This window comes from Petrotoga mobilis SJ95 (assembly GCF_000018605.1).
Taxonomy (GTDB): Bacteria; Thermotogota; Thermotogae; order Petrotogales; family Petrotogaceae; genus Petrotoga; species Petrotoga mobilis.
In genome coordinates this window covers 697,220-723,736 of the sequence record NC_010003.1, presented here as the reverse complement: position 1 = coordinate 723,736, position 26,517 = coordinate 697,220, and the positions used below count along the sequence as shown (strand labels likewise).

The window sequence follows — 26,517 nt, the reverse complement described above, 5'->3', positions numbered from 1 at the left end:
AAGAGATGGAACCTTTATGGAGTTGGTGTGCAGCACTCTGTTCAGCTGGTTGTGCAGGAGGGTGTTCGGCGGGGTGTATCGCATGTGGTTTTACTCCGTTACCCTTAGATGAAGTAATAGGCGCTAAAGGTGCCTCAATAGCTTCCGCTGTTTCATCTGGAGCTGCTGCTGGATCTGCTTCTGGAATCTAAGAATTTATTTTAGAAAAGCAATCGAGTAGGAGGCTACCCGTTAATTGAGTAGCCATCCTCTCGCCCTACCGTACGTACCGTTCGGTATACGGCGGTTCAATAGAATTAGTGGACTAATGAATATTGTAGGCTGATTGATGACAGTCCTAATTTCTTGGGATATTCATTGGTAAGGGCTTTCGCAAGGATAGGGGTAGCTACAATTCGCCTGTAGCTCCTCCTTGTGTTGGCATATTCCCAAGCTTTTAAGTTTGGTATGCCAAGGGATACAAGGTTATCGTGTTTCGTTTTGATTCTTTTTCACTGTTTCCAAAAGCACATCCGTATCCTCCTTCTTAGCCACATATCCAACGTTTTAGCAATCCTGACCATATCCGCAATACCAAAGTAGTTCACCCATCCTACAATGATTTGCTTTAACTTTTCCATTTTCTGGGTTATACTCATAGCATTGCTTCTACCGGTTATTTGCTTGAGTTTCTGCTTGAATTTGGCAACAGATTTAGGGTGGACTCTTACTCCAATTTCATCTTGTTTTTGGTAGAAAGAAAACCCAAGGAATTTTAGTTTCCATGGCCTGTCTACTGCATTTTTCTCTTTGTTGACTTTGAGTTTTAGCTAGCTTTCAATAAAGTGGGTGACACTGGTCATGACCCTATGAGCTGCCTTCCTACTTTTGACGTAGATGTTGCAGTCATCGGCATAGCGGCAGAATTTTTATCCCCTTCTTGTGAATTTCTTATCCAGTTCGTTGAGCACCTCCCCGGGTAAGTACGATAGCTTTCATTTCAGCTACCCGCCACATTTACTGTATGAAATTCGGGCAGTGTCGGACTTCGTTTTGTTCAGTAAACTCATCCACTTCAATTCAGCCTTGTATGCAGTTCTTGTTCATCAGGCCGGGATTTTGCCTCCAGCTTCCTTCAGATTCCACCTCACGGTGGGGCACCCTTGCCTTTGGCTAATGGTTCCCACTGCCAAGCCCATAGCGGACTTTCACCGCCAAGCTATCATACATGTCGGGCGCACAAGATGAAAATAGTGATCGTTTATGACATTCGCCTATTTTTTAAACAATTTCTTTAATCAAAGAGAAAAAGTATTTAATTCCTCACTTTAGAAATGAAGGGAAATTATAATTAGCTTAAAGTTAAGAAGATTGAATAAAAGATAAGAAAGGCTAAAATACAAAAAGTACTGCTTGAATTCTTAATTGATGAAAGTACAATCTTAACGGTAGTATCAGTTTTAATAGGGATAGTGTTGGGAGGATTTTTATCAAGCATCCATAGTTCATTATGAACTTTTCTATTATCTCTTTTTCTTTTGAATCAAGTTTTATATATTTTTCAAATATAAACTATCTTTTTGTAGTTTTGAAATGTCTTTTTCTATTCTTTCAAAGCATTTGAATTATCTCCTTCTACATATATCTGTTATTGTTTCATAATTGTCATATAAAAAAACATAATATTTACTTTAGTTACAATGTTAACGAGCCGATATTTATTCACTTTTCCCTTTTTAATCAATTATATCATAACTATCATCAATAAAGAGAAAGCGAAAACAGAGTATAAAACATGATAAAAAACATCTTAATTAAAGTTTACATAAGGTTTTTTGAGGCAATTTCTGAAAATACGTTTCAATCTATATTTAAGCCCAATAAAAAAATCGCTTGAAAATCATATAGAAAAGGGTATGATAAAAATAGTGAAAGGTCTTTTGAGTTTGTAAGTGAAAAGTGTTACTCATTACATATCAAAAGCTTAACGTAATCACCCCTCATGGAGATTGGAGAAAAATGAAAGAAATGGTAAAATAAAAAACCTGGAAATCACTGATTTTATTATGTAAAGGAGATGATTTGATGCTTAAGAAAGTTATGTCAATTGTGAAAACAGATTTGTTATCCTCGAAAATATTTGTTTTAATGTTTTTTTTAATGTTTGGTTTAGGCTTTGGTTTTTTATATGGACTTATTGTTCGTTTTACACAAGTTTCAGAATTGCTCTATTCATATTGGTTACAAGGAGCAGCTTTTTTATTGGGAGGGTTGTTTTCTTTAATGTTTCCTTTTAGTTTTCTTTTAACAGATAAACGAATTAAAGCTGGTGAAATGATATTAACATCAGGGATCAGACCATTTGAATACATCTTTTCTAAATGGATTAATGGTGTGTTTCTTGGAATTGTTACCGCTTATACCTACTTGATTGTATATACATTGTTAACCTTACCTTTGTATGAGCAATACGGTAATATTTCTGTGTGGTTATACGTATTGTTAATTGCTATAATTTTTGCGTCGTTGGGAGTTACCTTAGGTATAATTTTTACAAAAGTGAATCTGTTAAGAAAGATACTTTTAATTATATTTCTTTTTGTTCTTCCAATTTTGTCGTTTGTTTTATTGTTTATTATAAGCAATACGGGTATATTTCTTAAGTTTTTAATTCCAATTTTGTTAGTTTATTCACTATTATGTTTCTTTTTATCTGTAAGAAACGTAGAAATCAAAGATTTCGTAGCATAGAGGAGGTTATTAAAGGTGAATAAGCATATTGATGCAATTAATGTTGATTTTACTTATGATAATAAAAAACTTGTGTTGAATAACGTCTCTTTAAGTACATATCAAGGCGAAAGTGTTGGTTTGGTGGGACCAAATGGAGCTGGTAAGACAACTCTTGTTAGAGTACTGTTAGGAATTCTCTATCCCAAGAATGGAAATATACAAGTTTTTGGATACAATCCATTAAATAAGAAGGAAAGAGAAAAGATTTATGGACAGATGGGTTACCTTCCTGAAGGAGCTGATGTATATCCACAATTAACCTTGAAACAATATATTGAATTATTTAAAACACTCCATGAGGTTGAAGATAATTCAACTATAGAAGAGCTCTTAGATATGTTTGATTTACAAGATGTGTTTGAAAAAAGATTAGGTACATTTTCAAAAGGTATGAAACAGAAAGCGAAACTTTTGACTATTCTTATACATTCCCCAAAATTACTGATAATGGATGAACCAACAGATGGATTAGACATAGCTTCAAAGGAAGAAACAATAGAATACATGAGAAAATTAAAAAAGAAAGGAACATCAATGTTAATAGCAACTCATGATCCTTATCTTGTTGAAAACCTTTGTGATAGAATAATCATGATAAATAAAGGTGAAATCATATTTGAAGGGACAACACAACAGTTGCAAGAGGTTGCACAAAATGAACCTTGTTATGTAATCGAGTTGATGGAAAAGGTAAAAAAGGAAAAATTAGAAGAGATATTGAATAATATTGGCGAGCCACAAAAGATCATAGTTGAAGAGAATACAATAAAAATTTGGACTGATGATGAAAATATAGCTAAAAATGTTTACAAAAAAGTTGTAGATGAAGGGCTGATAGTAAAGAACTTTGATAGATATTTACCAACTTTTTCTCAAGCTTATAAGAATTTTTTGGAGGGGAAATAAAGTCAATTACTTTTATCCCTGCAATACAATAAGTCTCCTGTATAAATAACTCTTACTCACTTTAGAAATTATGAAACACAGATTCTATAAATGTTTTAAATTTATTCAGAAACACTTCCCCACTTCTAATTCTCACTAATTCTTAATTTCTTTAACTTTTTCGGTACTTGTAGCCAAGGAGGGGGAGAGGGCTCCGCCCTAGACCCATTTTAAATTCAAAATTCCATTTTTAGAAAATTCTCATTTCTAAAGTCCCTAAAATAACTCTGTGTTGCAGGGATAAAATAAAATTAGCAGATTTCAAACTCTCTTTCTTCACCTTCAAAAACATAGAAAGAAGTTGCAGATAGTCTTTTTTAAAGTATATTTATTCACAAATACATTAATTTCTTTTGGCACTTTTGGTCTTAATTCTTTTGGTATCTTTCTTATTTCATAATACCTTCCATAGTTCATTATGAACTTTTTTATTCTAATTCTAAAAGCATTTGAATTATCTCCTTCTACATATATATGCTTTTGTTTCATAATTGTCATTTAATAATAACATAATATTTACTTTGATTCCAATGTTAACAAGTCAATAGTTAATCGTTTTTCTCTTTTTAATCAACTATATTGTAACTATCATCAAAAAAGAGAAAGCGAAAACAGAGTATAAAACATGATAAAAAACATCGTAATTAAAGTTTACATAAGGTTTTTTGAGCTAATCTCTGAAAATACGTTTCTATCTATATTTGAGGCCAATAAAAAAATCGCTTGAAAATCATATAGAAAAGTGTATGATAAAAATAGAACACAGAATAAAAGTGGGAGGTTATTTGAATGCTAAGATATAAAAACTCGAATTATAATGTTATTTTTGAGGATGGAGACAAAGTTGTTTTTGTTAATCTTTTAACAGAAGCAATTGCGACTGTAAATAAAGAAAAATATAATAAAATAAAAGAAATAATGGAATCGCCAAATAAAGAATGGTCAAGAGAATATGCAGATTTAAAAAATGACCTTATATATGGCGGTTATTTAATAGAAGAGAATTTTGATGAAATACAACATTTAAAGGCAATGAACTATAGAAGCAGATATGATGCTAGTTTTATAAGTTTCACAATAATGCCTACAATGAGATGCAATTTGGATTGTATTTATTGCTATGAAACACATGAAGGACCAACTATGGATGAGAAAACAACTGAAACAGTTGCAAATTATATTTCAACTGTGGCAAAAAGTAAACGAAGAATACATATTGGCTGGTTTGGTGGTGAACCTCTTTTAAAATTTGATACTATGAAATATATTAATGAAAAAGTGATAAAAGCTTGTGAAGAATATAAAACTAATTTTTCTTCTTCCATTTCAACAAATGGATACTTACTTTCAGCTGAAAAAGCCAAGCTATTTGACGAATTAATGATACGCAACGTACAAATAACTCTTGATGGCCCAAAGGAATATCATGACAAGTATAGGCCCTTAAAGGGAGGAGGACCAACGTATGATATCATGTTTGAAAATATAAAAAATTTCTTCGAATTGACAAAAGAATCAAGAATTACTCTAAGAGTTAACGTTGGCCCAGATAATTATGACGCAATATATAAGTTGGTGGATGCGCTTGAAATTCTTCCAAAAGACCGTCTAAGAATTTATTTTAGATGGATATTTCAAGGTGGGGAAACGGAAAAAGAAATTCATCGTGAAGTTATGAATTTTAGAGGGGAAAATTCTTACGAAAAATTGGCTAAGTTCTATTACTATGCATCTCAAAAAGGATTTGAAACTTTTCTTCCTATTCTTTCTAATCCGATTTATTGTGAATATGACTGTGAATCTTCTATTTTAATAGGGCCTAAAGGCGAAGTTTTCCCTTGTACAGTTGCAGTAAATGAGGGGAACGAGTTTGGAAAAGTAACAAACAATGGCATCGAATATGATAAAACAAAGTACCTTTTATGGTATAAACACGATGCTTTTCAAGATGAAGAATGTAAAAAGTGTGAGTTACTCCCTCAATGTTTTGGAGGATGTAGAAATGCTATAGTGAATTCAGGAGTTAGAGGATGCCCAGAAGAAAAAACTGCTTTAGAATCTTTCGCAAGATTGTGGTATTTCACAAAAGACATGGAAAGAAAGCTGAAAGCGGTGAAAAAAGATGAAAATATCAAGGTATAATCAACTTATAGAAAAAGATAACTATCTCATTTTATTTAATAGCATTTCAAATGCCATTCTATATGTTGAACCAAACAAAGTAAAAGAAGTTAAAGAAGTTCTTGAAAGTGGAAATATAGAAGAAATAAAGCTATCTGATGAAGATATAGAAAAGTTGAAAAAAGGATTATACATTATCCCTGATGAATTTGACGAAATAACATATTTGAAGATGAGGTTAAACAATTACAAATACAGTGATAGATTTTTAAGATATACTATAAGTTTAACTGAAGAATGTAATTTTTCTTGTGTTTATTGCTATCAACAAATGTTGATAACTTTAATGGATAAGAAACCCGCAAAAATAGCAAAAAATATTGTAAACACAATTCTAAATATGACGGAAAAAAGATTTGAAGAAGAACATCCTAAAGTATTGAGCATAACTTTTTATGGAGGAGAGCCGCTTCTTGCACTCGATGAATTAGAAACGTTAAGTAAAGGTTTTGAAGAAATGTGTAAGAAGTTCGAAGTAAAGTATGAAGCGAATGTCGTAACGAACGGTTATTTGTTAACTCATGACATTGTCAATAGACTACTGAACTGTGGAGTAAACTCCGTAATAATAACAATTGATGGAGATAAGACTCTTCATGACAAATATAGAAAGACTAAAAGTGACAAGCCTACTTTTGATAAAATTATGGAAAATATAAACTATGCACAAGATAAGATGTATGTAACCATTAGAACAAATATCTCTAAAAATAGTATAGAAAATGTGAAAAAAATGATAAAGATACTTGCAGAAAAGGGATGGAGAGTTGATTTTGATTTTCAACCAGTTGAGGTAGTGGAAGAACTATCTACGGGATTTAATGATGAGATGCTTACATTGAGAGAATTTGCTAATGTGGAAGTAGAACTATACAAAGAAGTCATCACACTCATACCCGATTATCCATTCAATCCATTTAGAAGATTAAGAATGGCCAGATGTGATGCCTTATGTAAAAATAGTTGTGTAATAGATGTCGATGGGAGTATTTACAAGTGTTGGGGAGAGATAGGAAATAAATTTTCTTCTGTAGGTAAAATAACAAAAGAAGATATAGAATTAAACCATAAATTTGAAAAATGGATAACTTACGAACCGTTCGAAGATCAAAAATGTATGGAATGTTCTGTACTTCCAATGTGCATGGGAGGATGCGTTTTTAATGCAGTTGTTGTTGATAGGTTAAATAGCTCTCCATGGAGGAAACCATACACATGCATTCCTTTAAAATACAATCTAAAAGAAATGGTTTCTTTATTATCTGATAAAAAATTAGGAGTAAAAATTTAAAAGGGGTGGTGATATTATGGAATTCATAAATGAACCTGTGTTTGATAAAGACAGATATTTAGCTGCTTGTGGAGAAAATGGCGAGAAGGAAGGTTGCGAAACAGTTAAAAATTGTGATTATTGCCACAATCCACAGTGTAACAATCCATGTCAGGATAAAAAATTTCCTTGGCTATGTGCAAATGGAGAAAACAATTAAATTAGCCTCATTTGCAATTAGAAATGATGGCAGAGATTAATCAACCGAAAAGTGGGGTTCAATCGTAGTATCTTTAGGATGAGATTTACTGCATCCACGATATGAATAAAAATGTGATCTTAAAAATATCGAAAAGGTAATGATTATTGCATGATAATGATGTAAAATAATGTATGTTTGTTTAATTTTTATCTTTCGTAAGATATGAATGAAGGGACGATATTCTGGAAACGATAAAAACACAAAACCTAACGAAGATATTCAAAGTAAAAAAGAAAAAAATAAGAGCCATACAAGATATAAACCTATCCATTCAAAATGGAGAGATATTTGTTTTGCTTGGACCTAATGGTGCAGGGAAAACTACCTTTCTAAAAACCATCTCCACTCTCATACTACCGACATATGGAGATGCTTGGGTTAACGGATACAACATCAAAAAAGATGAGTACAAGGTAAGAAAATCGATAGGGTTATCAACAGGATTTGAAAGATCGTTTTATTACAGATTGAATGGTTATCAAAACCTCGAGTTCTTTGGTACTTTGTACGGTATAAAAAGTAAGGACTTAAAAGAAAGGATAAACTTTTTACTCAATCTGTTCAATTTAGAAGACGCCAAAGATTTAAAGTATATGAAATACTCAACTGGTATGAAGAAAAAACTTTCTTTAGCAAGAGCATTATTACATGATCCTGATGTATACATATTCGATGAGCCAACATCTTCTATCGACCCAATAAGTGCAAATGAGATAAGAGACATAATTCTATCTCTCAAGGATAAAAATAAAACTATTATACTTTCCACACACGATATGCATGAAGCAGAACTTCTTGCCGATAGGATAGGTATATTGAACAAAGGGAATATGCTCGCTGTTGATAAAAAAGAAAACTTAAAAAGAGTATTAAAAAAAGAAATAATAAAAGTGAAAATAGATAAAGGTATCAATGAAGATTTAATCGCACAAGACGGCATCAAAGAAAAGATAAACCTATTTAGAAAGATAAAAGATAACGAATTTGAAATAGAAGTCGAAAATTCTTCAGAAGTACTTGATCAACTGATAGAAAAACTGAAAAACCAAGACAGAAAGATACTTACAATAAATGTTGAAACACCTTCAATAGAAGAAGTATTCATAAACTTTGTAAGGAATGATAAAAAATGAGTTTTTTAAAAAAATTATGGATATTCATTAAAAGAGGATTCATAACAAACTTCAGTTATAGAACGTACGCAATACTTGGAATAGCAAGTATGCTGATAGGTGTTTTAAGGTTTGGATTCATGGCTAATTTTTTGCAAGAAGGGAACACCTTCCCCATGCTCGAACCATACGGTGGAGACTTAATGGCATTTCTAATAACAGGAACAATGTATATGAGCTATGTCTCAGTTGCATTAGATTCTTTTAGAAATTCTATAAGGTCAGAACAAACAATGGGAACACTTGAATATTTATTGATGAGTAACACACCATTGTGGCAACTGTTAATATTCAATGGAATAAATAGTTTCATATGGACTACAATAAATGTAGGAGTTATTTTTTTGTTTCTGGTTTTGATATTCGATATTCAAATGACAATAAATATAATTTTATCGTTATTCATTTTAATACTTTCAATAATATGTATAAGTGGGATAGGTCTTATGAGTGCAGGAGTAATAATGGTAACAAAGATGGGAGATCCAATAAGTTGGATTTTTAGTACACTGTCTGGCCTTGTTAGTGGGGTACTATACCCAATATCCATATTACCAGCATGGTTGAGGAGTTTTTCATATTTTTTGCCGCCCACATATGCTTTAAGTGCATTGAGAAAGTCCTTACTGACAGGGGCCACCTTTGCTGATGTGAAGAACGAGATAATAGTTTTGATCATCATGAGTTTACTGACGATTCCTTTGGGATTGTTGTTGTTCAGATTCGGTTTCAATAAAGCAAGAGAAACAGGTAGTTTGATAGAGTATTAGACATTATTTAACTCAAAAAGTTGACTTTTTTGTACAATATGTGTTATAGTTAAATATAACAACAAAACATTGGGGGTGAATGTAAATGTCCAGGTACAATTATTTGTTAAAACTTGTCTTTGCCACTGCTTTCGGTATTTCGGCTCTTTTTATACCTTCCTTCTTTTTGAAACTCATTTTTTCGACAGTTGCGATTGTTTTTCTGGCTCTTAACCTGAAAAGCTTTAAAATCTTGTTTGTTATTTTAGCGGTAGTTTTATTTGTGATACCAGCAAGCATATTTTCTAATTTTATAGGTTCACAGCTTGATTGGGATAATTTATGGAATAATATTTTCAACTGGGAAGAATTATATAACCAAAACGGTTATAGCTACAATTCTAATACTGAAGAAATCCAGCCTGATATCTACATAGAAAGGGGTGAAAACCTACAAATCGAAGGAATAAATTTAGAAATAATTTTTGATGAAACGTCTGACCAGATCTACATTCCTAGTCAAATTGATCATAGGAGAAATGAAGATACACTAACATTAATATCGAACATTCAAGATCAAAAATATGTCATAGTAATTGGCTCAAAAGTACCCTACAAGAACATAAGGATAAACTCAACAGGTTTAAATGTAGTGGGGAATTTAGAATTAGAAAATTTTGATTTAAATACCACTGGACTTAATTTCAATACGACGCTTGAAGCGAGTAATCTTTCGATAAATTCAACAGGTTTAAGTCTTGGTGGTAATATACACGTGGGCAACGCTGAAATCAATGCATCAGGGATTAGTTGGCATGGCTTGGTAGATGCCGAAGAGTTAACGCTAAACGGTGCTGGTGTAGAAATTGACCTCTCAGTAACTAACGCAGAACATATCTATATTAACGGCGCAGCATTGACAGGTACCATACAATACATAGATAAATGGGTAGGTACGAGGTATTTATCAATTGAAGGGGCTTATGGTGAAGTAGACATTCTGGAACCTTCGGATAATGAAGGAAGGTTGGACCTTGATACCCAAGGCAGAATTAAGATCAGAAGAAAAAAATTTTGAAAGGGTTGTAAATATGCTGTATGAAGTAGATAAACACAGTGGGATACCATCTTATTTACAAATAATGAATCAGATAAAAAAGGAAATAATTATGGGAAATCTAAAAGAAGGTGATCAATTACCACCTGTTAGGGAATTGAGTACAATTTTCAAAGTCAACATCAACACGATTTTAAAAGCTTTAGATAAGTTAGAAACATCAGGATACATAGAAGCCCAACATGGAATAGGTTTTTTTGTTTCAACGAATATAGACTTGAAAAAAGGCATTGTTGATGAGATTAGAAATTGTGTAGAAAAATTAAAAAAGGAAGACATAGACTTAGAAACTATAAAATTAATTTTGGAGGAGGTTTGGAAGGATGGTCAATTTTCTGAATAAGTTGGAAGTTTACTTTCAAAAGGAGTTTACTGAAAAGAGTGGAAGAATATTTATATTCTCTTTGATCTTTTTATTTTTCATAACCTTTGATATACCGTTTTTAACGTTATTTTTTATATTCCTTTTCCTTACTAACATGATCGGACATGATTTAAGAAACGGAAAGTTCTCCCTTATAATATCCCTTCCTTATTCATACAGAGAGGTATTTTTCTCATCTTATGTACTTTCCCTGCTCTTGATAGTTATACCGAGTTCTATTGGGCTAGCCTTTTTTAACTTTGGAAGTTTGTACTTGTCAATGGCACTGTTAAAGATTTTGAGTGTCATAATATTAGCAACCGCTTATTTTGCTATTATTATAATCTCTGTTACATTAGGTGGAGATACATTTGGGATACCATTTTTGATATTGATTGTTGATGGAATCCTTGGGGCAATTGGTTCCAGTTATGCTGTAAATCCCTATAAATATATTAGTCCATCACATCAAGGGAATGTTTGGGCAAGTTTGATATTTTCTGTGTTTCTTTTACTCTTATCTTTATATCTGTTTGAAAAAAGAGGTGTACAAAAATGATAGTAGAAGTGAAAGACTTAGTTAAAAGTTTCAATTCAAAACCGATATTGAACAAGATCAATTTTAACGTAAATGAGGGTGAAATCTTTTCTCTAATAGGTCCCAATGGTGCAGGTAAAACAACAACTTTGAGATGTCTATACGGGGAGTTGAAACCAAACAATGGTGAGATAAAGCTTTTTTCTGAAAAAATAACCCCTAAGATAAAAGCAAAAGTTTCGGTGATGACAGAAGATAGATTGACATTTTCTAATTTTAAAGGAAGTGATTACCTAAAAATTTGGAGTATGTTGTATCCTAACTTCAACGAGGAAACATTTTCTAATTTTGTTTTACATTACAACCTCGACATAAACCAAAAAGTGGAAAGATATTCCATGGGCATGAAAACATTGTTTTATTTGGCATTGACCATATCCAGTAATGCCGATCTTTTGCTCTTAGACGAACCGACTCAGAACCTTGATCCCGTTATAAGGTCGGAGGCTTTAAAAATTTTAAGAAATTATGCAAATGAAACGAACAAGACGATAATCATATCTTCTCACGAAATATACGAACTCGAGGAAATATCCTCATCTTTTGCGATTATAAAAGAAGGTAAAATATTATATACAGACGATATGGATTCTGCTAAAGAAAAGCACAGGATGATAAGAAAAGGTGAACCCATTCCAAGTGGTGAAGTTGTTGCTAACTTTGAAGAAGAGGTATTGGTAAAAACTGAAGAAGAGATTGGAAGATTTGCGACATTTAACGAAATTGTTCTGGGATATTTAAGGAGTATCCAGACTTTCACCCCTTTTGAAATTAAAAAATAACGGTTCTTTTTCTTCCTTTTCAAAAAGATAAAAAGAAAGGATGGATGCTTTTCTGACAAGGTATCCCCCATATAATATAATATTTTAGATACTAGTAAAATAAAAGGGGATGAATCTGATGAAAGTCAAAGAAATAATATTTATAGTAGAAGAAGATCCAGAAAGCGGATATAACGCAAGGGCTTTGGGAGAATCAATCTTTACAGAAGGATCTTCCTTGGATGAGCTTAAAGAAAATATTAAAGATGCTATAAAATGTCACTTTGATAAAGAAGAAGATATTCCTGATATTATAAGATTGCATATTTTGAAAGAAGAGACATTCAAATATGCCGAAAGTTCCAAATCATAAATTTCTAAAAATAGGTACGTTAAATAACATATTAAGAGATGTCTCAGAATACTTAAAAATCACGGAAGACCAGCTGGTAGAAGAAATTTTCAAAAAATAAAAAATTGGTTCTCTCCCACAAAGTGTGGATAGAGAAAAATTAAATATGAGCAAATGATTAAATAATCTGATATCATGTAGGAGAAAATAAAATACATAAGCGATATATTAAGCAATTACAAAAACATAGAAAAGTTATTCTTAGAAAAAGTGAGGGTCCATTATGTATTATCTAAAAAGTCAAAGGTAGTGTTAAACTTGAAGTCAAACAAAGTTAACACTACTTTTTTTCTATGTATTAACATTAGTAGTAAAATTGGTAGAATAAAAAAGAATCTATGTAGGGGGGGTGAATTAAAATAAATGTTTTGATTAAAAATTGTAGGATCGTGGATGAAGAGAAAGATTTATTCGGGGATTTGTACATTAAAGATGGGAAGATAGATAATTATGGGAGAAGTTTGAATTACGATACATATACTATAGATGCACAAGGTTTGATTGTTATGCCTGCTTTTGTAGATATGCATGCGCACTTCAGAGATCCTGGTTATACTTATAAAGAGGATTTACATTCTGGAAGTTTAGCTGCGTTGAAAGGCGGATACACATGTGTGAATCTAATGGGTAATACCAATCCTATATGCAGTGATATGGAAGTTGTTAAGTATGTGTTGAACAAAGCTAAGGAGTTAAATTTAATCGATATTCACCAAACGGTTTCTATCACAAAGAACTTTGATGGAAAATCTTTAGAACATTTGGATTATATAGATAATAATGTGAAATTCATATCCGATGATGGAAAAGGTGTTCAGTCAAATTTGACTATGTATTTAGCGATGATAAAGGCAAAAGAGAAAGGTTTAACTATCATAGCACATGAAGAAGACAATGAAATAGTAACGATAGATACGAGACTTTCCGAAAACCTGATGACTTTTAGAGATATATACCTTGCGAAATTGACAGGTGCTTGGCTTCATTTAGCCCACGTAAGCACGAAAGAGGCAATAGAAGGTATAAGAAAGGCAAAAAGAGAGATACAAAATCTTACCTGCGAAGTTACCCCCCACCATTTAGCCTTATACAATTACGATTACAAAGTTAATCCTCCAATAAGAGAAAAAGAAGATGTTTTGGAAATAATCAATGGAATAAAGGATGGAACTGTAGATATTATAGCAACTGATCATGCCCCTCATTCAACGCAAGACAAAGAAAAAGGAGCACCTGGTATCTCGGGGTTAGAAACTGCTTTCCCCGTTTGTTATACGAAGTTGGTAAAAAGTGAAGAAATTTCACTGAATCGCTTATCTCAACTTATGTCTTCAAAACCAGCACAAATGTTAGGGGTTAAAAAAGGAAAAATACAAACAGGATACGATGGAGATGTAGTTATTGTAGATTTAGAAAAAAAGGTTAAAATCAACAAAGACGAATTTTTATCCAAAGGCAAAAATACACCTTTTGATGGGATGGAATTTTATGGAGAAGTTATAGCAACAATTAGAAAGGGAGAGATCAAATATAAAAAGGGGAGTGTCAAATTTGATAATAGATAGATTATTCAACGAGGTTGAAAAAAAGGGGAATGTTTGTGTAGGATTGGATACCCATTTGGATTATATACCGGTTAACTTAAAAGAAAAGTATCAAGATATTGATGAAATTTTGTTTGAATTCAACAAAGAGATAATAGACAAAACATATGATTTGGTACCCGTCTATAAATTACAAATAGCATATTATGAAGCATATGGCATAAAAGGTCTTTTAGGGTATAAAAAAACGATAGAGTATTTGAGAAGTATAAAAAAGATAACAATCGGGGATATAAAAAGAGGAGATATTTCATCCACTGCTCAGATGTACGCTAAAGCTCATTTTGAAGGGGAGTTTGAGGTTGATTTTGTAACGCTGAATCCGTATCTTGGTTTTGATTCCTTAACCCCTTACCTTAAATACATTGAAAGTGGAGAAAAAGGAGTCTTCGTACTTCTAAGAACATCGAATCCAGGAGCCAAAGACATACAGTATTTGAAAGTATCTCCAAAAGATGAATATCTTTATTACATTGTGGGAGACAAACTCAATGAAATAGGGGTTAAGTACCGAGGGAGTTGTGGTTATAGTTCAATAGGTGCGGTTGTAGGTGGAACACATATTGAGGAAGCAAAAGAAATTAGAAATAGATACAAAAACATGTTCTTTTTGATTCCTGGATACGGTCATCAAGGGGCTACTGGGAAAGACGTTTCCCTTTATTTAAACAAAGGTAATGGCGGCGTTATCAACTCTTCAAGGGGAATAATTACCGCTTATAAAAATTACAAGGATGGGGACCAAAGGTTTGCAGATTATGCCAGAAAAGCCGTACTTGACATGAGGGAGGATATTCAAAGTGAAAGGGGGGTATAGGGAAGTAGATATTTCCTCTAATACTGAAATCACAAAAGATATATTCGAGTTGAAAGTTCAATTAGAATCCAACGACAGTTTGGGTGATCCTGGACAGTTTTATATGCTGCGTAGTTGGGATCTGGATCCTCTTTTGTCTAGACCTTTTAGTATATGCAATGTAGAAGAAAACGTTGTGACTTTCTTGTACAAAATTGTTGGACGAGGAACAAATTACCTATCCAAACTAAAACCAAAAGATAAGTTAAAGGTTTTAGGTCCCTTGGGAAACGGTTTTAATTTGAATGTGAATGGCAAGGTTGCTTTAATTTCCGGTGGTATCGGTATACCTCCAATGATTTATTTGGCAAAAAAGTTGAGTACAGAGATAGATTTTTATGCTGGATTTACAAATGAAGTTTATTATATGGATTACGTACACAAGTATGTGGATAAGATCCATATAACGACTGAAGATGGTTCTACAGGTCAAAAAGGTTTCATAACGGATATATTCAGACCAGAAAAATATGATGTTGTTTTCACTTGCGGTCCTTCTCCCATGATGAAAAAAGTAGTTGAAAAATGCGAAAATATGATTCCTGTTTTTGTCTCTATGGAAAGTGTCATGGCCTGTGGTATGGGAGCATGCTTGGGATGCAGTATAAAGGCAAAATCTGGGATGAAAAGGGTATGTAAAGAGGGACCCGTTTTTGAGGGAAGGGAGGTATTTTTTGATGATTGATACCAAAGTGAACATAGCTGGAGTAGAGTTTAAAAATCCTGTAATAGCTGCTTCTGGGACTTTTGGTTTTGGTAGGGAGTTTTTAGAATACTTCCCCATCTCCAAATTAGGTGGATTAGCCACCAAAGGGCTAACTTTAAGGGAAAGAGAAGGAAATAAAGGTGTACGGATTCATGAAACCATAGGTGGCATAATGAACAGTATTGGTTTACAAAATCCCGGTATAGACGCGTTTATTGAAGAAGAGCTTCCTTTCTTAAACAGCCAAGATACGGTGATAATTGCCAATGTAAGTGGAAATACGATCGATGAATACGTTATTTCTGTTGAAAAGCTAAACCAAACCGATATTGATATGATAGAGCTGAATATTTCCTGCCCCAACGTTAAAGAAGGAGGCATTTCTTTCGGTACAAAGGCAGAAATAGCTAGCAACGTTGTAACACAAGTTAGAAAAGTTTGCCAAAAGCCCCTAATAGTAAAATTATCTCCAAGTGCTGAAAATATCGTTGAAATGGCTGAAAGTTGCGTTGAAGCAGGAGCAGACGCACTATCACTTGTAAACACTTTTCCTGCCTTAGCGATAGATATAAGCAAGAAAAAAGCCATTTTTGATAATATAACTGCGGGTCTATCAGGGCCTTGTATAAAACCTATTGCTTTAAGAATGGTGTATGAAGTTTCAAAAGCTGTTGATGTTCCTATTATAGGTATTGGGGGAATTATGGATTATAGAGATGCGATTGAGTATATAATGGCAGGTGCGTGGGCTGTGCAAGTAGGCACTGCTAATTTTATAAATCCCAATGCTTGTGCTGAAATAATTGAAGGTATAGAAGAATATTTACAAAAAGAAGGGATTTCAACTTTAGAGGAAATAAGAGGGATCATTTAGTATTTTAAAATATGTTGAAACTTAACTAATTATGGAGATTCTGGTTTAAACTTTAAGTGTTGTTTAAGGTACTGTTTTTTGTAGAATTTTTCTTGACTTAAAGTTGACTAATATGGTAGAATTTAAAGTAAAGTATGCACAAAATAACATTGCTAATTAGAAGGAGGAAAAGGGATGTCAGCTCTTTTAGAAATACAGGATTTAAGGGCAAAAGTCAGAGATGAAGATGTTGAAATATTAAAAGGTGTTAACTTAACTATAAATAAGGGTGAGATACATGCATTAATGGGGCCAAATGGGTCTGGAAAATCTACATTAGCCCATGTTATCATGGGAAATCCAAAGTATCAAGTTACTTCAGGAGATATCTTATTCGAAGGGCAATCTATTATAGATCTTTCTACAGATGAAAGGGCTAAATTAGGTTTGTTTATGTCTTTTCAAACTCCTGAAGAGGTTGAAGGAATAAAGATGAGACAATTCTTGATTAATTCCTTCAGAAACATCCATAAAGAGGATAAAATTACACTATTGGAATTAAATAAAGTAATATCCCAGTTATCCCAAAATTTAGATCTCAACGGAGAATTTCTGGAGAGATATATTAATACTGGGTTTTCTGGTGGTGAAAAGAAAAAAAGTGAAATACTTCAAATGGGTTTTCTTAAACCAAAATTGAGTATATTGGATGAGATAGATTCCGGTTTAGATATTGATGCTCTGAGGATAGTTGCAGAAAACATCAACAGAGTAAAAACTGGTAATATGGGAGTATTACTCATTACACACTATCAAAGAATCTTGAACTTTGTTGTTCCTGATTACGTACATATATATATAGACGGGAAAATAGTTAAAACAGGATCAGAAGAATTAGCTAAAGAGATAGAGGAAAACGGTTACTCAACGTTGGAGCAAGAAATGGGAATAACTATTTCTGAGGAGTGAAATTATGGCTAAAAATGAAAATGTTAACATAGAAGATTTATTGGTAGACCAGAGCAAATTCGATTTTAAAAATCCCGAGACGTATGTTTACAAAACTATTCCGGGTTTAAACGAAAAGGTAGTTCAAGAAATATCCGAACAAAAAGAAGAACCTACCTGGATGAGAGATTTACGTTTAAAATCTTTACATATATTTAACACGTGGAGGGATCCTCGATTCGGGGTTGATGTTTCTGACTTAGATGTAAGTAAAATTGTTGCATACATTAGGCCAAGGGGAAAAACATCCGGATCGTGGGATGACGTCCCTGCGGAAATAAAGGATACTTTCGATAAACTAGGAATTCCAGAGGCAGAGAAAAAGGCATTGGCTGGTGTTGGAGCGCAGTACGACTCGGAAATCGTTTATCAAAACATAAAAAAAGAACTTGAAAATTTGGGAGTAATATTTTTAAATATGGAAAGTGCCGTTAAAGAATACCCGGATTTAGTTAAAGAGTATTTCATGAAGGCAGTAGCTCCTACAAACCACAAATATGCTGCTTTACATGGTGCCGTATGGAGTGGAGGAACATTTTTATACATTCCAAAAGGTGTAAAGGTTCCATTGCCACTTCAAGCCTATTTTAGGATGAATAACCCGGGAATGGGGCAAATGGAGCATACGATAATCGTTGCCGATGAAGGTAGCGAGGTGGCATTCATAGAAGGTTGTTCTGCTCCTTATTATGAAATAACAAACCTCCATGCAGGGATGGTAGAAATATATGTAAAAAAAGGCGCCAGGGTAAAATATGCAACGATTCAGAATTGGAGCAAAAATACATACAATTTGAATACAAAAAGAGCAATAGTTGATGAAGATGGTATAATGGAGTGGGTATCAGGCTCTTTGGGTAGTCATAAAACGATGATATACCCATCTTCAATACTCAAAGGCAAAGGAGCGAAAACGGAAACTAAGGCGATCACTTATGCCGGGCCAAACCAACACATGGATTCAGGATCAAAAGTTTTCATGTTCGCGCCATATACCAGTGCAAATGTCGATGCTCGAAGTATAAGTATCGGTGGTGGTTGGGCTTTTTACAGAGGATGGTTGAAAGTAGGAGAAAACGCCAAAGGTGCAAAAGCTTCAGTATCTTGTCAAGCATTGATGCTTGATAATGAATCTAAAAGTGATACGGTGCCTCTTATTGAGGTTTACACTGATGATGCAGATGTTGGACATGAAGCTCGCATAGGTAGAATCAAAGAAGAGCAGATTTACTATTTGATGAGTAGAGGGTTAAGTGAAGCTGAGGCTAAAGCCATGGTGGTTAGAGGTTTTGTAGAGCCTTTTGCAAAAGAGCTTCCATTAGAGTACGCTATTGAATTGAACAGATTAATTAATTTAGAAGTAGAATCAAGCATAGGATAACATTTTTGATCGAAATAGTTATAACAAGGAGTGAACAACCATGGAGACAATTTTTGAGAAACCTATAGATATGAGGCATAAAGATCTAAAAGCGGTTGAATGGCAAATTCCCCAAATTACACCAAAAAGAGATTACGGGGATTACGAATTTCAAGCATCCTTGGAACACATTTCTAATGAATTGTTAAAAACTTTCAAAAATTATAGATACGAAGCTTACAAAAATTGGGGTTTCCCTAAATGGAAAAGAACTAAATTAAATGGGTATGAGCCAGATAAATACGTTTCCTTTGTTCCTGTTAGCTCAAAAGGAAAGATATTAGGGTTGAATGGAATCGACCAGGATGGAATAGAAATCTTAGCCAAATACGATTTTGAAGGTGCTCATAGAAAATTTTTGTTGATGGCTGAAGCTTTTTCTAATACAGGTTTTTATCTAAAAACCAACGAAGGAGAAGAAAGAGAACCGATTATTTTAACGTATGATTGGAAGTTCCCAATATACGAGACCTCAGTTTATAACATAAGTCCATTCTCTAAAGCCACAGTAATTAGGTATTTAATGCCCAGCAAAAATGAAAAGTTATTTAGAACGACTTCAAATAGAATAGTAGTAAAGGAAAATGCTTCTTTAGAACTGATAAATATAAATTTATGTAACGATGACAGTTTAAGCATTGATAACACCCTTATTGAAGTGCAAAAAAATGGAAATGTTGAAGTCGTTGATATAAATATTGGTGGAAGAATTACCTCCCCACATATTGTGTTCAGACTTGCCGGCGAAGGCGCACAGGCTCATTTATATCCTTATTTTTTGGGAGATAAGGATAACGTTATTGATATGCTTTATTTAATGAGGTTCTATTCACCTGAGACAACTGGAGCAATCGATGCCAAAGGCGTTATAAAAGATGAATCAAAGGCGATATTCAGGGGTTTTCTTGACTTGAAAAAAGGTGCAAAGGAAGCTAATGCGTCCGAATCAGAGTACACTTTAACCCTTTCTGAAAAAGCCAAAGCAGAAGCGTTCCCCAGTTTGTTGGTAGATGAAAATGAGGTAAATGCAGCACATGCTGCTACGGTGGGCACTATTGAAAAGGAAAAATTATACTATCTGATGACTCGTGGATTCTCTTTGGAAGAAGCAAAAAAATTAATCTCTTCAGGTTTGTTTGAATCCGCTATAGACAGAATTAAAGTTTTTGATGAAGGGATGAGTCAGGTGGTAAAAGATGTTATCTTCCAAAGAATATGAGGAGATATTTCCAGCTTTAAAAAGAAAAATAAATGGGCATAAATTGGTCTATCTTGACAATGCTGCCACCACGTTAAGGCCAAAAGAAGTTATGGATGCTGTAAATGAATACAGCCTCAACCATCATTCCAACGTCCATAGATCAACACATACCTTAGCAGCTGAAGCGACTCAGTATTATGAAGATGCAAGAAGTGAAGTTGCAAATTTCATAAACGCTGAAGCCGAAGAAGTTATTTTTACAAAAGGTGCGACTGAATCTCTTAATCTTATAGCTTATTCCGTTGCAGTTTCAAATATTTTGCAATCTGATGACGAAATTTTGATATCTACAATAGAACATCATGCAAACTTTGTTCCCTGGCAGCAAATAGCCAAAATTTTTAATTTAAAGATAAAATACTATCCCGCTAAAAGTGGGATTTTTGATTTATCTGATTTTCTCAAGCATATTACAAATAAAACGAGGTTAGTAAGTATTACCGCTTTGTCAAACGTTACCGGTCAACTTATTCCAGTTAATACTTTAATAAAACAAATTAGAAATATCAGACAAGATGTAATTATTGTTGTGGATGGGGCTCAAGCTGTACCTCACCTTCCTATCGATGTAAAAAAAATGGATTGTGATTTTATAGCCTTTTCTGGCCATAAGATGCTTGGACCCACGGGAATAGGTGTGTTGTATGGTAAAAGAAAGTATTTAAACATGATGACCCCTTTTTTGTTTGGGGGAGAAATGATCGATAAAGTTTCTACCGATGGAACTACTTTTAACGTGTTGCCTTACAAATTTGAGGCGGGAACTCCAAACGTTGACGGAGCCGTAGGATTAGCTAAAGCCATAGAAATACTTGAAAGTATTGGCATGGATAATATTCAAGAACATGATAAACAACTCACCTCTTATGCATTGAAAAAATTAAAAGAGTTAGATTTTTTAGAAATATTCGGCCCTCAAGACGAAACGCAGCAGTCAATAATATCCTTCAATATGAAAGGTGTTCATCCACACGATGTAGCGCATATGTTGAACGATTTGACTGGAATAGCCATTAGAAGCGGTCATCATTGTGCACAGCCATTGATGAAAGAGTTTGGTACAACCGCCACTTGTAGGGTAAGCTTCTATTTGTATAACGAAGAAGAAGATGTTGATAAATTATGTGAAGGATTAAAAAAGGTTTGGGAGTGGTTAAAATAGGTTTAGAAGAACTTTACTCTGATATAATATTAGATTATGCAAAAAATGAGAGGTACAAAAAAGAGATACAAAACGCTAAGAAAGCTGAAGGGAAAAATTTATCTTGTGGAGACGAGATAACCCTTTATTTAAAAGTAGAAGATAATATAATAAAGGAAATTACTTTCACAGGTCATGGCTGTATTATAAGTCAGGCAAGTGCATCGATGATGTGTGAATACCTTGAAGGAAAAACAGTAGACGAGGCAAATAAAATTTTTCAAGAAATTATAAAGATGTCACAAGGCAAGGAGTTTGATAAAGAATTAGTAGATGGAATAGAAATTTTTTCTGATATCTCCAAATTTCCTATGAGAACTAAATGCTTCACCCTTGCTTGGCATACATTGGATGACGCCCTCAATGGGAAAAATATCTGAACTTAAACAACAAGGAGGACTTGTTTTGATAGATCTAAAAAATATAAAAAATATTGCTATAATTGGAGCAACCACCAATAAAGAAAAATATGGATATAAAGTGTTGAAAAATTTAAAAGATAAAGGTTATACACTTTATCCAATTAATCCAAAGTATAACAAAATTGAAGGAATAGAAACATATGCTTCTGTAAAAGATCTGCCTAAAGAAGGAATAGATTTAATTGTTTTTGTCGTTCCCGCTAAAATTGGAATAACAGCTGTTAAGGAAGCATACGAAGAAGGATTTAGAAGATTTTGGTTTCAACCTGGTGCAGAATCAGACGAAATCGAAGAATATTTGGAAAAATTGCCAAACGTAGAGTATTCTTTTATCAAATGTATAATGGTGGAAACAAGTAAAAATTAAAAAACCGCCTCAGCGAGGCGGCTTTTTTCTTAACTTTCTACAATATCTTTTAGTTGTGCTACTCTGTTTGGATGTCTCAATTTCCTCAACGCCTTAGTTTCTATCTGCCTTATTCTTTCTCTTGTGACGTTAAAGAACTGTCCAACTTCTTCTAGTGTCTTTTGTTTGCCATCTAAAAATCCATATCTCATTTTCAAAACCAACGCTTCTTTAGAGTTTAAGGTGTCAAGAACTTCCTCCAGTCTTTCTTTCATAATCATTTTTTGAGCTTCTTCTTCCGGGGTTGTTTCTTCGGTACTAATAAAATCTCCTGTTTCAGATTCTTCATCATCACCATTACCGCTAGATATAGGTGAGTTTAAAGAAAGTACATCTTTTGCACTCATTAGGATTTCATTAATCTTATCTTCTGGTTTATCTAGAATTTCTGCAAGTTCTTGTGCTGAAGGATAATCTCCGTTTTCTTGTAAATACTCTCTGATAACTTTGTTCATTCTGTTTATAGTCTCAACTAAATGAACAGGGATTCTAATCGTTCTTGCTTGATCAGCTATGGCTCTGGTAATTGCCTGTCTAATCCACCATGTTGCATAGGTTGAGAATTTGAAACCTTTTCTCCAGTCAAATTTGTCTACAGCCTTTATCAATCCGATATTTCCCTCTTGGATCAAATCCAAAAAAGTCAACCCTCTACCCGTGTACCTTTTGGCTATACTGATAACTAACCTTAAATTTGCCTTTATCAGTTCGTCTCTGGCTTTCTGATCACCTTTTTGAGCTCGTCTTGCTAGTTGCCTTTCTCTGGAAGGACTTAAAAGCTCAACTTTGCTTATTTCTTTGAGGTATATTTTTATAGGATCACCTAAAGAAATATTGTCATACATTTTAAGCTCTGTATCCGAAAATAACTCTTCAACCTCTTCATTTTCATATTCCGTTTCATTTAAGGCATCTTTCTCTTCTTCTTCAACTTCTTCTTCTAAAATTTCTATACCTTCTGCTTCCAAAGCCTCGTAAATCTTTTCTATGTAATCACTGTCAATTTCTTCCGATAAATCTGTAGGGATCGCATGATCAATATCGGAATAAGATAATTTATTGCCTTTGTTCTTTGCTTTATTTATTAATAATGAAATGAAAGTATCTACTGATTTTGCTTCTTCGTGGGACTTTTTCACTTTTACTTTAACGGTATCTCCGTCTTTTTCGGCATCTTCAAAATCGATATTCTCTATGCTTTTCATAATTTTTTTCTCTTCTTTCTCACTTATTCTTTTGTTTTTCACTTAATTCCCTCCTTTCATTAAAAAACCAGACTCGCTTTAAAAGCTCTAAAACTTTACAGAGCGCTTCTTAACACCTTGGCACACCCGGAACCGGAACAAGCCCCTTCAATTTAGAAAGTCTAGCAATGAAACTATTTATTTAGACACCTATAATATGATTTGGTTCTAAAAGTACATAAAGAAATAAAAATTTTTGGTAAATCTTCTATTAAAAATATTATTTACAATAATTCTAAAGGGTTTCTTTCCACAATCTTTTTTGCCTCTTCTATGTTCAAACCAGCAGACATAGCTACTTTTAAACTAAAATCATAGTCTAAAAAGTCATCTGGCCCGTGCGCGTCACTATTTACGAGTAATTTTGCATCATATTTTTGAGCCAATTTTGCTACATGCCCATTGGATAAACTATGACCCTTTCTGGCACTTAATTCTAAGAAAACTCCATTGCTAGCAGCCAGGGCAACTTCTTCCTCGGTAATTAAACCAGGGTGAGCTAATATATCTACATATTTTGAATTTACAGCGTAATAGTCAGTTTTTTGAAAAACCGGTTCAACTATAGTTTCTCCGTGAACCAATACAACATCTGCACCGTTTTCTTTTGCATATTTTGCAAGTTCATCTATTAAAGAGGGAGGAACGTGAGTAATTTCAACCCCTTTTAAAATCTTGATCCCTTCAAAGAAACTGCTTTCGTTATCAACAAATTTGTTCAAACTACTTAAAACAAAATCAATGTTGGATTCATCCACATGATCGGATATTGCAATGGCTGCATAACCGTGGGTTTGTGCACGTCTTATCTGTTCGCTGCAGATTAATTCTCCATCACTCAAAATTGTGTGTGTGTGAAAATCATAGACTTTATTCAAAAAAAGACCTCCTCATTTTTGTCTTAATAATAGTATACAAATCTTTAATTCTTTTAAATCTAATAGTAACTCATTTACCTTGAAGTTTAACACATTCTATATTATAATAGTAGTGAAAAAAGAAAGATCCCCCTATCCCCCTGAGATAAACCCAGACATTCTTGCCGGATCCCTCGTGGATCCGGTTTTTTTTAATCTTTTTTTGATGTATAATTATATCACAAAAACTTTTAGCTAAATTAAAGAGGTGAAATTATGCTTCATGAGTACAAAGGCAAATATCCTGTTGTTCAAGAAGATGTTTTTTTAGCTCCTGGTTGTCAAATTATTGGAGATGTAAAGATTGCTAAAGGATCTAGTATTTGGTACAATGCCACATTGAGGGCAGATATTGGTTCTATAACCATTGGAGAATTCTCAAACATACAAGATAACTCAGTGGTTCATATCGACACCGAATATCCAACTATAATTGGTAATTACGTTACTATTGGGCACAACGCTATTATACACGGCTGTGAAATCTCCGATAACTGTCTCATAGGTATGGGAGCAATTATATTAAACGGTGCAAAGATAGGTGAAGGGTGTCTTATTGGGGCAGGAGCTTTGGTAACAGAAAACAAAATAATTCCTCCCAAGAGTTTAGTTTTAGGGGTTCCAGCAAAGGTCATAAGAAATCTTACTGATGAAGAGTTCGAACAAATTAAAGAACACGCTAAAGAATACTTTAATTTGGCAAAAAGTTATAGCAAAAAATAGTAATGCCCTTTAAACAGGCATTACTATTTCTCGTTCACTTCTTCCACTATTCTTTTAGTATCTTGAGCTATCATTAATTCCTCATCAGTTTTTACTATTAAAATGTCAACATCAGAATCCGAAGCTGAGATAATTCCGTTTTTTCTATTCAACAAAGTATTTTTTTCTTTATCAATTTTAACTCCAAAGAAGTCTAAGTAATCACAGACGTCCATTCTTACATGTTCGTCATTTTCTCCCACACCCGCTGTGAATACCAGCACATCTAACCCTTTTAGTGCGGTTATATAACTTCCTATGTATTTTGCTAAACGATATACATACACATCGTATGCCAACTTTGCCTTTTTATCCCCATTTTCTATTCCTTTTCTGATGTCTCTCATGTCGTTGCTCATTTTACTCAAACCGTAGACACCACTTCTTTTGTTCAACAAATCGTCCACTTCGTCTACGCTGTAGCCTTTTCTTATAAGGAAAAAAACTATTCCTGGATCTATATCTCCACTTCTTGTTCCCATTATCAATCCTTCCAAAGGTGTGAAGCCCATCGATGTATCAATCACTTTTCCTCTGTCGATTGCAGCTAAAGATGCACCGTTACCTAAATGTGCCGTTATCATCTTTAATTCTTTCATATCTTTTTTTAATATCTCAGAGGCTTTTTGAGATACGTACCTGTGACTGGTCCCATGAAATCCATAACGTCTTATCTTGTATTTTTGATAAACTTCGTAAGGTAAACCATACATGTACGCTTTCTCTGGCATCGAATGGTGAAATGATGTATCAAATACCGCTACTTGAGGTACGTTGGGTAATAATTTTTTAGCTGCTCTTATGCCCATCAAATTGGGAGGGTTATGTAAAGGAGCAAGATCAGAGTTCTCTTCTATAGCTTTAATAACTTCTTCATCTATCAGTACGGAAGAGAAAAACTCTTCTCCTCCATGTACTACCCTGTGCCCAACCGCATCTATCTCATTTAATTCTTTTAAACATCCATATTCAGGATCAGTGATCAATTCCATAGCTTTTTTCAACGCTTCTTCATGGTCTTTTATCTTGGTTATGTTTTTGTACTCTTTTCCTTCGTTTTCTTGTTCAATATCTGATTCTTGTTCCCCTATTCTTTCAACCAACCCTTTAACCAGACAACTTTCGTTTTCCATTTCTAATATTTGATATTTTAAGGATGAACTTCCGGAGTTGATCACTAGTATTTTCATTCGAAATCCTCCTGTTAATATTTTTGGTTAAAATAAAAAAGTACAACCATGGAAGCCATGGCTG

Annotated in this window: 29 protein-coding genes; 24 read left to right on the top strand and 5 right to left on the bottom strand. The window is 33.6% G+C overall.

Translation table 11 applies throughout. From position 1 onward, the window contains the following. The first annotated feature begins 5 nt into the window (after window positions 1-5). Entirely contained in the window at window positions 6-191 is a 186-nt protein-coding gene (locus PMOB_RS03490) for a hypothetical protein (protein WP_041534040.1), read from the top strand. A 300-nt stretch (window positions 192-491) separates the two neighbouring features. Here PMOB_RS03490 and PMOB_RS11145 read toward each other — a convergent pair whose 3' ends face one another. Next, the gene (locus tag PMOB_RS11145) at window positions 492-638 is read right to left on the bottom strand and encodes a group II intron maturase-specific domain-containing protein (RefSeq protein WP_342749739.1); all 147 of its coding nucleotides are present in this window, start codon (window positions 636-638) and stop codon (window positions 492-494) included. Between the two features lie 1,426 nt (window positions 639-2,064). On the opposite strand from PMOB_RS11145, the gene PMOB_RS03485 reads away from it, so the two are divergent. Together PMOB_RS03485 and PMOB_RS03480 are read left to right on the top strand one after the other, a co-directional pair. Beyond that, window positions 2,065-2,730 carry a hypothetical protein gene (locus PMOB_RS03485; RefSeq protein ID WP_012208505.1) on the top strand — a complete coding sequence of 222 codons (666 nt, stop codon included), beginning with the start codon at window positions 2,065-2,067 and terminating at the stop codon, window positions 2,728-2,730. Window positions 2,731-2,745: 15 nt separating this feature from the next. Then, on the top strand, window positions 2,746-3,678 hold the full coding sequence (locus tag PMOB_RS03480; RefSeq protein WP_012208504.1) for an ABC transporter ATP-binding protein: 933 nt from the start codon (window positions 2,746-2,748) through the stop codon (window positions 3,676-3,678). A 321-nt stretch (window positions 3,679-3,999) separates the two neighbouring features. Here PMOB_RS03480 and PMOB_RS10535 read toward each other — a convergent pair whose 3' ends face one another. Beyond that, complete coding sequence (locus PMOB_RS10535) at window positions 4,000-4,206, bottom strand: hypothetical protein (RefSeq protein WP_231282478.1); 207 nt, start codon at window positions 4,204-4,206, stop codon at window positions 4,000-4,002. Between the two features lie 300 nt (window positions 4,207-4,506). Here PMOB_RS10535 and PMOB_RS03475 point away from each other — a divergent pair, with 300 nt between their 5' ends. The 20 genes from PMOB_RS03475 to PMOB_RS03375 all read left to right on the top strand — a co-directional run bounded on the left by PMOB_RS03475 (window position 4,507) and on the right by PMOB_RS03375 (window position 22,301). After that, on the top strand, window positions 4,507-5,859 hold the full coding sequence (locus PMOB_RS03475; protein WP_012208503.1) for a radical SAM/SPASM domain-containing protein: 1,353 nt from the start codon (window positions 4,507-4,509) through the stop codon (window positions 5,857-5,859). Continuing rightward, complete coding sequence (locus PMOB_RS03470) at window positions 5,840-7,189, top strand: radical SAM/SPASM domain-containing protein (RefSeq protein ID WP_012208502.1); 1,350 nt, start codon at window positions 5,840-5,842, stop codon at window positions 7,187-7,189. The genes PMOB_RS03475 and PMOB_RS03470 overlap by 20 nt, the downstream gene beginning before the upstream one ends. Window positions 7,190-7,205: 16 nt before the next feature. Then, window positions 7,206-7,388, top strand: coding sequence for a hypothetical protein (locus tag PMOB_RS03465; protein ID WP_041534039.1), 183 nt, complete (start codon window positions 7,206-7,208; stop codon window positions 7,386-7,388). A 221-nt stretch (window positions 7,389-7,609) separates the two neighbouring features. Continuing rightward, window positions 7,610-8,563 carry an ABC transporter ATP-binding protein gene (locus PMOB_RS03460; RefSeq protein WP_012208501.1) on the top strand — a complete coding sequence of 318 codons (954 nt, stop codon included), beginning with the start codon at window positions 7,610-7,612 and terminating at the stop codon, window positions 8,561-8,563. Beyond that, window positions 8,560-9,372: an ABC transporter permease gene (locus PMOB_RS03455; RefSeq protein WP_012208500.1), complete on the top strand. Its 813-nt coding sequence runs from the start codon at window positions 8,560-8,562 to the stop codon at window positions 9,370-9,372. Before PMOB_RS03460 ends, PMOB_RS03455 begins: the two co-directional genes overlap by 4 nt. A gap of 85 nt (window positions 9,373-9,457) precedes the next feature. Next, window positions 9,458-10,429 carry a hypothetical protein gene (locus tag PMOB_RS03450; protein ID WP_012208499.1) on the top strand — a complete coding sequence of 324 codons (972 nt, stop codon included), beginning with the start codon at window positions 9,458-9,460 and terminating at the stop codon, window positions 10,427-10,429. Between the two features lie 13 nt (window positions 10,430-10,442). Then, window positions 10,443-10,811 (top strand): GntR family transcriptional regulator, encoded by a 369-nt coding sequence (locus tag PMOB_RS03445; protein WP_012208498.1) that lies wholly within the window; start codon window positions 10,443-10,445, stop codon window positions 10,809-10,811. Beyond that, the gene (locus PMOB_RS03440; RefSeq protein ID WP_041534038.1) at window positions 10,792-11,391 is read left to right on the top strand and encodes an ABC-2 transporter permease; all 600 of its coding nucleotides are present in this window, start codon (window positions 10,792-10,794) and stop codon (window positions 11,389-11,391) included. The genes PMOB_RS03445 and PMOB_RS03440 overlap by 20 nt, the downstream gene beginning before the upstream one ends. Then, a complete protein-coding gene (locus PMOB_RS03435) occupies window positions 11,388-12,212 on the top strand; it encodes an ABC transporter ATP-binding protein (protein WP_012208496.1) in 825 nt (274 codons plus the stop codon). Before PMOB_RS03440 ends, PMOB_RS03435 begins: the two co-directional genes overlap by 4 nt. Window positions 12,213-12,330: 118 nt before the next feature. After that, window positions 12,331-12,564: a 2-oxoisovalerate dehydrogenase E1 subunit beta gene (locus PMOB_RS03430; protein ID WP_012208495.1), complete on the top strand. Its 234-nt coding sequence runs from the start codon at window positions 12,331-12,333 to the stop codon at window positions 12,562-12,564. 398 nt (window positions 12,565-12,962) lie between these two features. Further along, the gene (locus tag PMOB_RS03420) at window positions 12,963-14,168 is read left to right on the top strand and encodes a dihydroorotase (protein ID WP_041534037.1); all 1,206 of its coding nucleotides are present in this window, start codon (window positions 12,963-12,965) and stop codon (window positions 14,166-14,168) included. Then, window positions 14,155-15,024, top strand: coding sequence for an orotidine-5'-phosphate decarboxylase (gene pyrF / locus PMOB_RS03415; protein WP_012208493.1), 870 nt, complete (start codon window positions 14,155-14,157; stop codon window positions 15,022-15,024). Before PMOB_RS03420 ends, pyrF begins: the two co-directional genes overlap by 14 nt. Next, on the top strand, window positions 15,008-15,748 hold the full coding sequence (locus tag PMOB_RS03410; protein ID WP_012208492.1) for a dihydroorotate dehydrogenase electron transfer subunit: 741 nt from the start codon (window positions 15,008-15,010) through the stop codon (window positions 15,746-15,748). The genes pyrF and PMOB_RS03410 overlap by 17 nt, the downstream gene beginning before the upstream one ends. Next, entirely contained in the window at window positions 15,741-16,643 is a 903-nt protein-coding gene (locus PMOB_RS03405) for a dihydroorotate dehydrogenase (RefSeq protein ID WP_012208491.1), read from the top strand. Before PMOB_RS03410 ends, PMOB_RS03405 begins: the two co-directional genes overlap by 8 nt. Before the next feature lie 174 nt (window positions 16,644-16,817). Further along, the gene (gene sufC, locus PMOB_RS03400) at window positions 16,818-17,591 is read left to right on the top strand and encodes a Fe-S cluster assembly ATPase SufC (protein WP_012208490.1); all 774 of its coding nucleotides are present in this window, start codon (window positions 16,818-16,820) and stop codon (window positions 17,589-17,591) included. A 4-nt stretch (window positions 17,592-17,595) separates the two neighbouring features. Then, complete coding sequence (sufB, locus tag PMOB_RS03395) at window positions 17,596-19,011, top strand: Fe-S cluster assembly protein SufB (protein ID WP_012208489.1); 1,416 nt, start codon at window positions 17,596-17,598, stop codon at window positions 19,009-19,011. A gap of 40 nt (window positions 19,012-19,051) precedes the next feature. Then, entirely contained in the window at window positions 19,052-20,269 is a 1,218-nt protein-coding gene (locus tag PMOB_RS03390; protein ID WP_012208488.1) for a SufD family Fe-S cluster assembly protein, read from the top strand. Further along, entirely contained in the window at window positions 20,247-21,473 is a 1,227-nt protein-coding gene (locus tag PMOB_RS03385) for a cysteine desulfurase (protein WP_012208487.1), read from the top strand. Before PMOB_RS03390 ends, PMOB_RS03385 begins: the two co-directional genes overlap by 23 nt. Then, a complete protein-coding gene (gene sufU / locus PMOB_RS03380; protein WP_231282477.1) occupies window positions 21,461-21,892 on the top strand; it encodes a Fe-S cluster assembly sulfur transfer protein SufU in 432 nt (143 codons plus the stop codon). The genes PMOB_RS03385 and sufU overlap by 13 nt, the downstream gene beginning before the upstream one ends. Before the next feature lie 28 nt (window positions 21,893-21,920). Further along, window positions 21,921-22,301 (top strand): CoA-binding protein, encoded by a 381-nt coding sequence (locus PMOB_RS03375; RefSeq protein WP_041534273.1) that lies wholly within the window; start codon window positions 21,921-21,923, stop codon window positions 22,299-22,301. A 29-nt stretch (window positions 22,302-22,330) separates the two neighbouring features. Here PMOB_RS03375 and rpoD read toward each other — a convergent pair whose 3' ends face one another. Both rpoD and PMOB_RS03365 read right to left on the bottom strand, forming a co-directional pair. Next, window positions 22,331-23,587 (bottom strand): RNA polymerase sigma factor RpoD, encoded by a 1,257-nt coding sequence (gene rpoD / locus PMOB_RS03370; protein WP_012208484.1) that lies wholly within the window; start codon window positions 23,585-23,587, stop codon window positions 22,331-22,333. Between the two features lie 221 nt (window positions 23,588-23,808). Beyond that, entirely contained in the window at window positions 23,809-24,462 is a 654-nt protein-coding gene (locus PMOB_RS03365) for a histidinol phosphate phosphatase domain-containing protein (RefSeq protein ID WP_012208483.1), read from the bottom strand. 255 nt (window positions 24,463-24,717) lie between these two features. Here PMOB_RS03365 and PMOB_RS03360 point away from each other — a divergent pair, with 255 nt between their 5' ends. Beyond that, window positions 24,718-25,224 carry a gamma carbonic anhydrase family protein gene (locus tag PMOB_RS03360; protein ID WP_012208482.1) on the top strand — a complete coding sequence of 169 codons (507 nt, stop codon included), beginning with the start codon at window positions 24,718-24,720 and terminating at the stop codon, window positions 25,222-25,224. 23 nt (window positions 25,225-25,247) lie between these two features. Here the strand turns inward: PMOB_RS03360 and PMOB_RS03355 are convergent, their stop codons facing one another. Next, window positions 25,248-26,453 carry an acetate kinase gene (locus PMOB_RS03355; protein ID WP_012208481.1) on the bottom strand — a complete coding sequence of 402 codons (1,206 nt, stop codon included), beginning with the start codon at window positions 26,451-26,453 and terminating at the stop codon, window positions 25,248-25,250. Window positions 26,454-26,517 lie beyond the last annotated feature (64 nt).

Coding starts and splice junctions, on each gene's coding strand:
- PMOB_RS03485 (WP_012208505.1), top strand. CDS start 2,065: ATGCTTAAGAAAGTTATGTCAATTGTGAAAACAGATTTGTTATCCTCG.
- PMOB_RS03490 (WP_041534040.1), top strand. CDS start 6: ATGGAACCTTTATGGAGTTGGTGTGCAGCACTCTGTTCAGCTGGTTGT.
- PMOB_RS03455 (WP_012208500.1), top strand. CDS start 8,560: ATGAGTTTTTTAAAAAAATTATGGATATTCATTAAAAGAGGATTCATA.
- sufB (WP_012208489.1), top strand. CDS start 17,596: ATGGCTAAAAATGAAAATGTTAACATAGAAGATTTATTGGTAGACCAG.
- PMOB_RS03470 (WP_012208502.1), top strand. CDS start 5,840: ATGAAAATATCAAGGTATAATCAACTTATAGAAAAAGATAACTATCTC.
- PMOB_RS03385 (WP_012208487.1), top strand. CDS start 20,247: ATGTTATCTTCCAAAGAATATGAGGAGATATTTCCAGCTTTAAAAAGA.
- PMOB_RS03435 (WP_012208496.1), top strand. CDS start 11,388: ATGATAGTAGAAGTGAAAGACTTAGTTAAAAGTTTCAATTCAAAACCG.
- PMOB_RS03405 (WP_012208491.1), top strand. CDS start 15,741: ATGATTGATACCAAAGTGAACATAGCTGGAGTAGAGTTTAAAAATCCT.
- PMOB_RS03450 (WP_012208499.1), top strand. CDS start 9,458: ATGTCCAGGTACAATTATTTGTTAAAACTTGTCTTTGCCACTGCTTTC.
- sufC (WP_012208490.1), top strand. CDS start 16,818: ATGTCAGCTCTTTTAGAAATACAGGATTTAAGGGCAAAAGTCAGAGAT.
- PMOB_RS03430 (WP_012208495.1), top strand. CDS start 12,331: ATGAAAGTCAAAGAAATAATATTTATAGTAGAAGAAGATCCAGAAAGC.
- PMOB_RS03360 (WP_012208482.1), top strand. CDS start 24,718: ATGCTTCATGAGTACAAAGGCAAATATCCTGTTGTTCAAGAAGATGTT.
- PMOB_RS11145 (WP_342749739.1), bottom strand. CDS start 638: ATGAGTATAACCCAGAAAATGGAAAAGTTAAAGCAAATCATTGTAGGA.
- PMOB_RS03440 (WP_041534038.1), top strand. CDS start 10,792: ATGGTCAATTTTCTGAATAAGTTGGAAGTTTACTTTCAAAAGGAGTTT.
- PMOB_RS10535 (WP_231282478.1), bottom strand. CDS start 4,206: ATGAAACAAAAGCATATATATGTAGAAGGAGATAATTCAAATGCTTTT.
- PMOB_RS03465 (WP_041534039.1), top strand. CDS start 7,206: ATGGAATTCATAAATGAACCTGTGTTTGATAAAGACAGATATTTAGCT.
- PMOB_RS03390 (WP_012208488.1), top strand. CDS start 19,052: ATGGAGACAATTTTTGAGAAACCTATAGATATGAGGCATAAAGATCTA.
- PMOB_RS03475 (WP_012208503.1), top strand. CDS start 4,507: ATGCTAAGATATAAAAACTCGAATTATAATGTTATTTTTGAGGATGGA.
- PMOB_RS03445 (WP_012208498.1), top strand. CDS start 10,443: ATGCTGTATGAAGTAGATAAACACAGTGGGATACCATCTTATTTACAA.
- PMOB_RS03355 (WP_012208481.1), bottom strand. CDS start 26,453: ATGAAAATACTAGTGATCAACTCCGGAAGTTCATCCTTAAAATATCAA.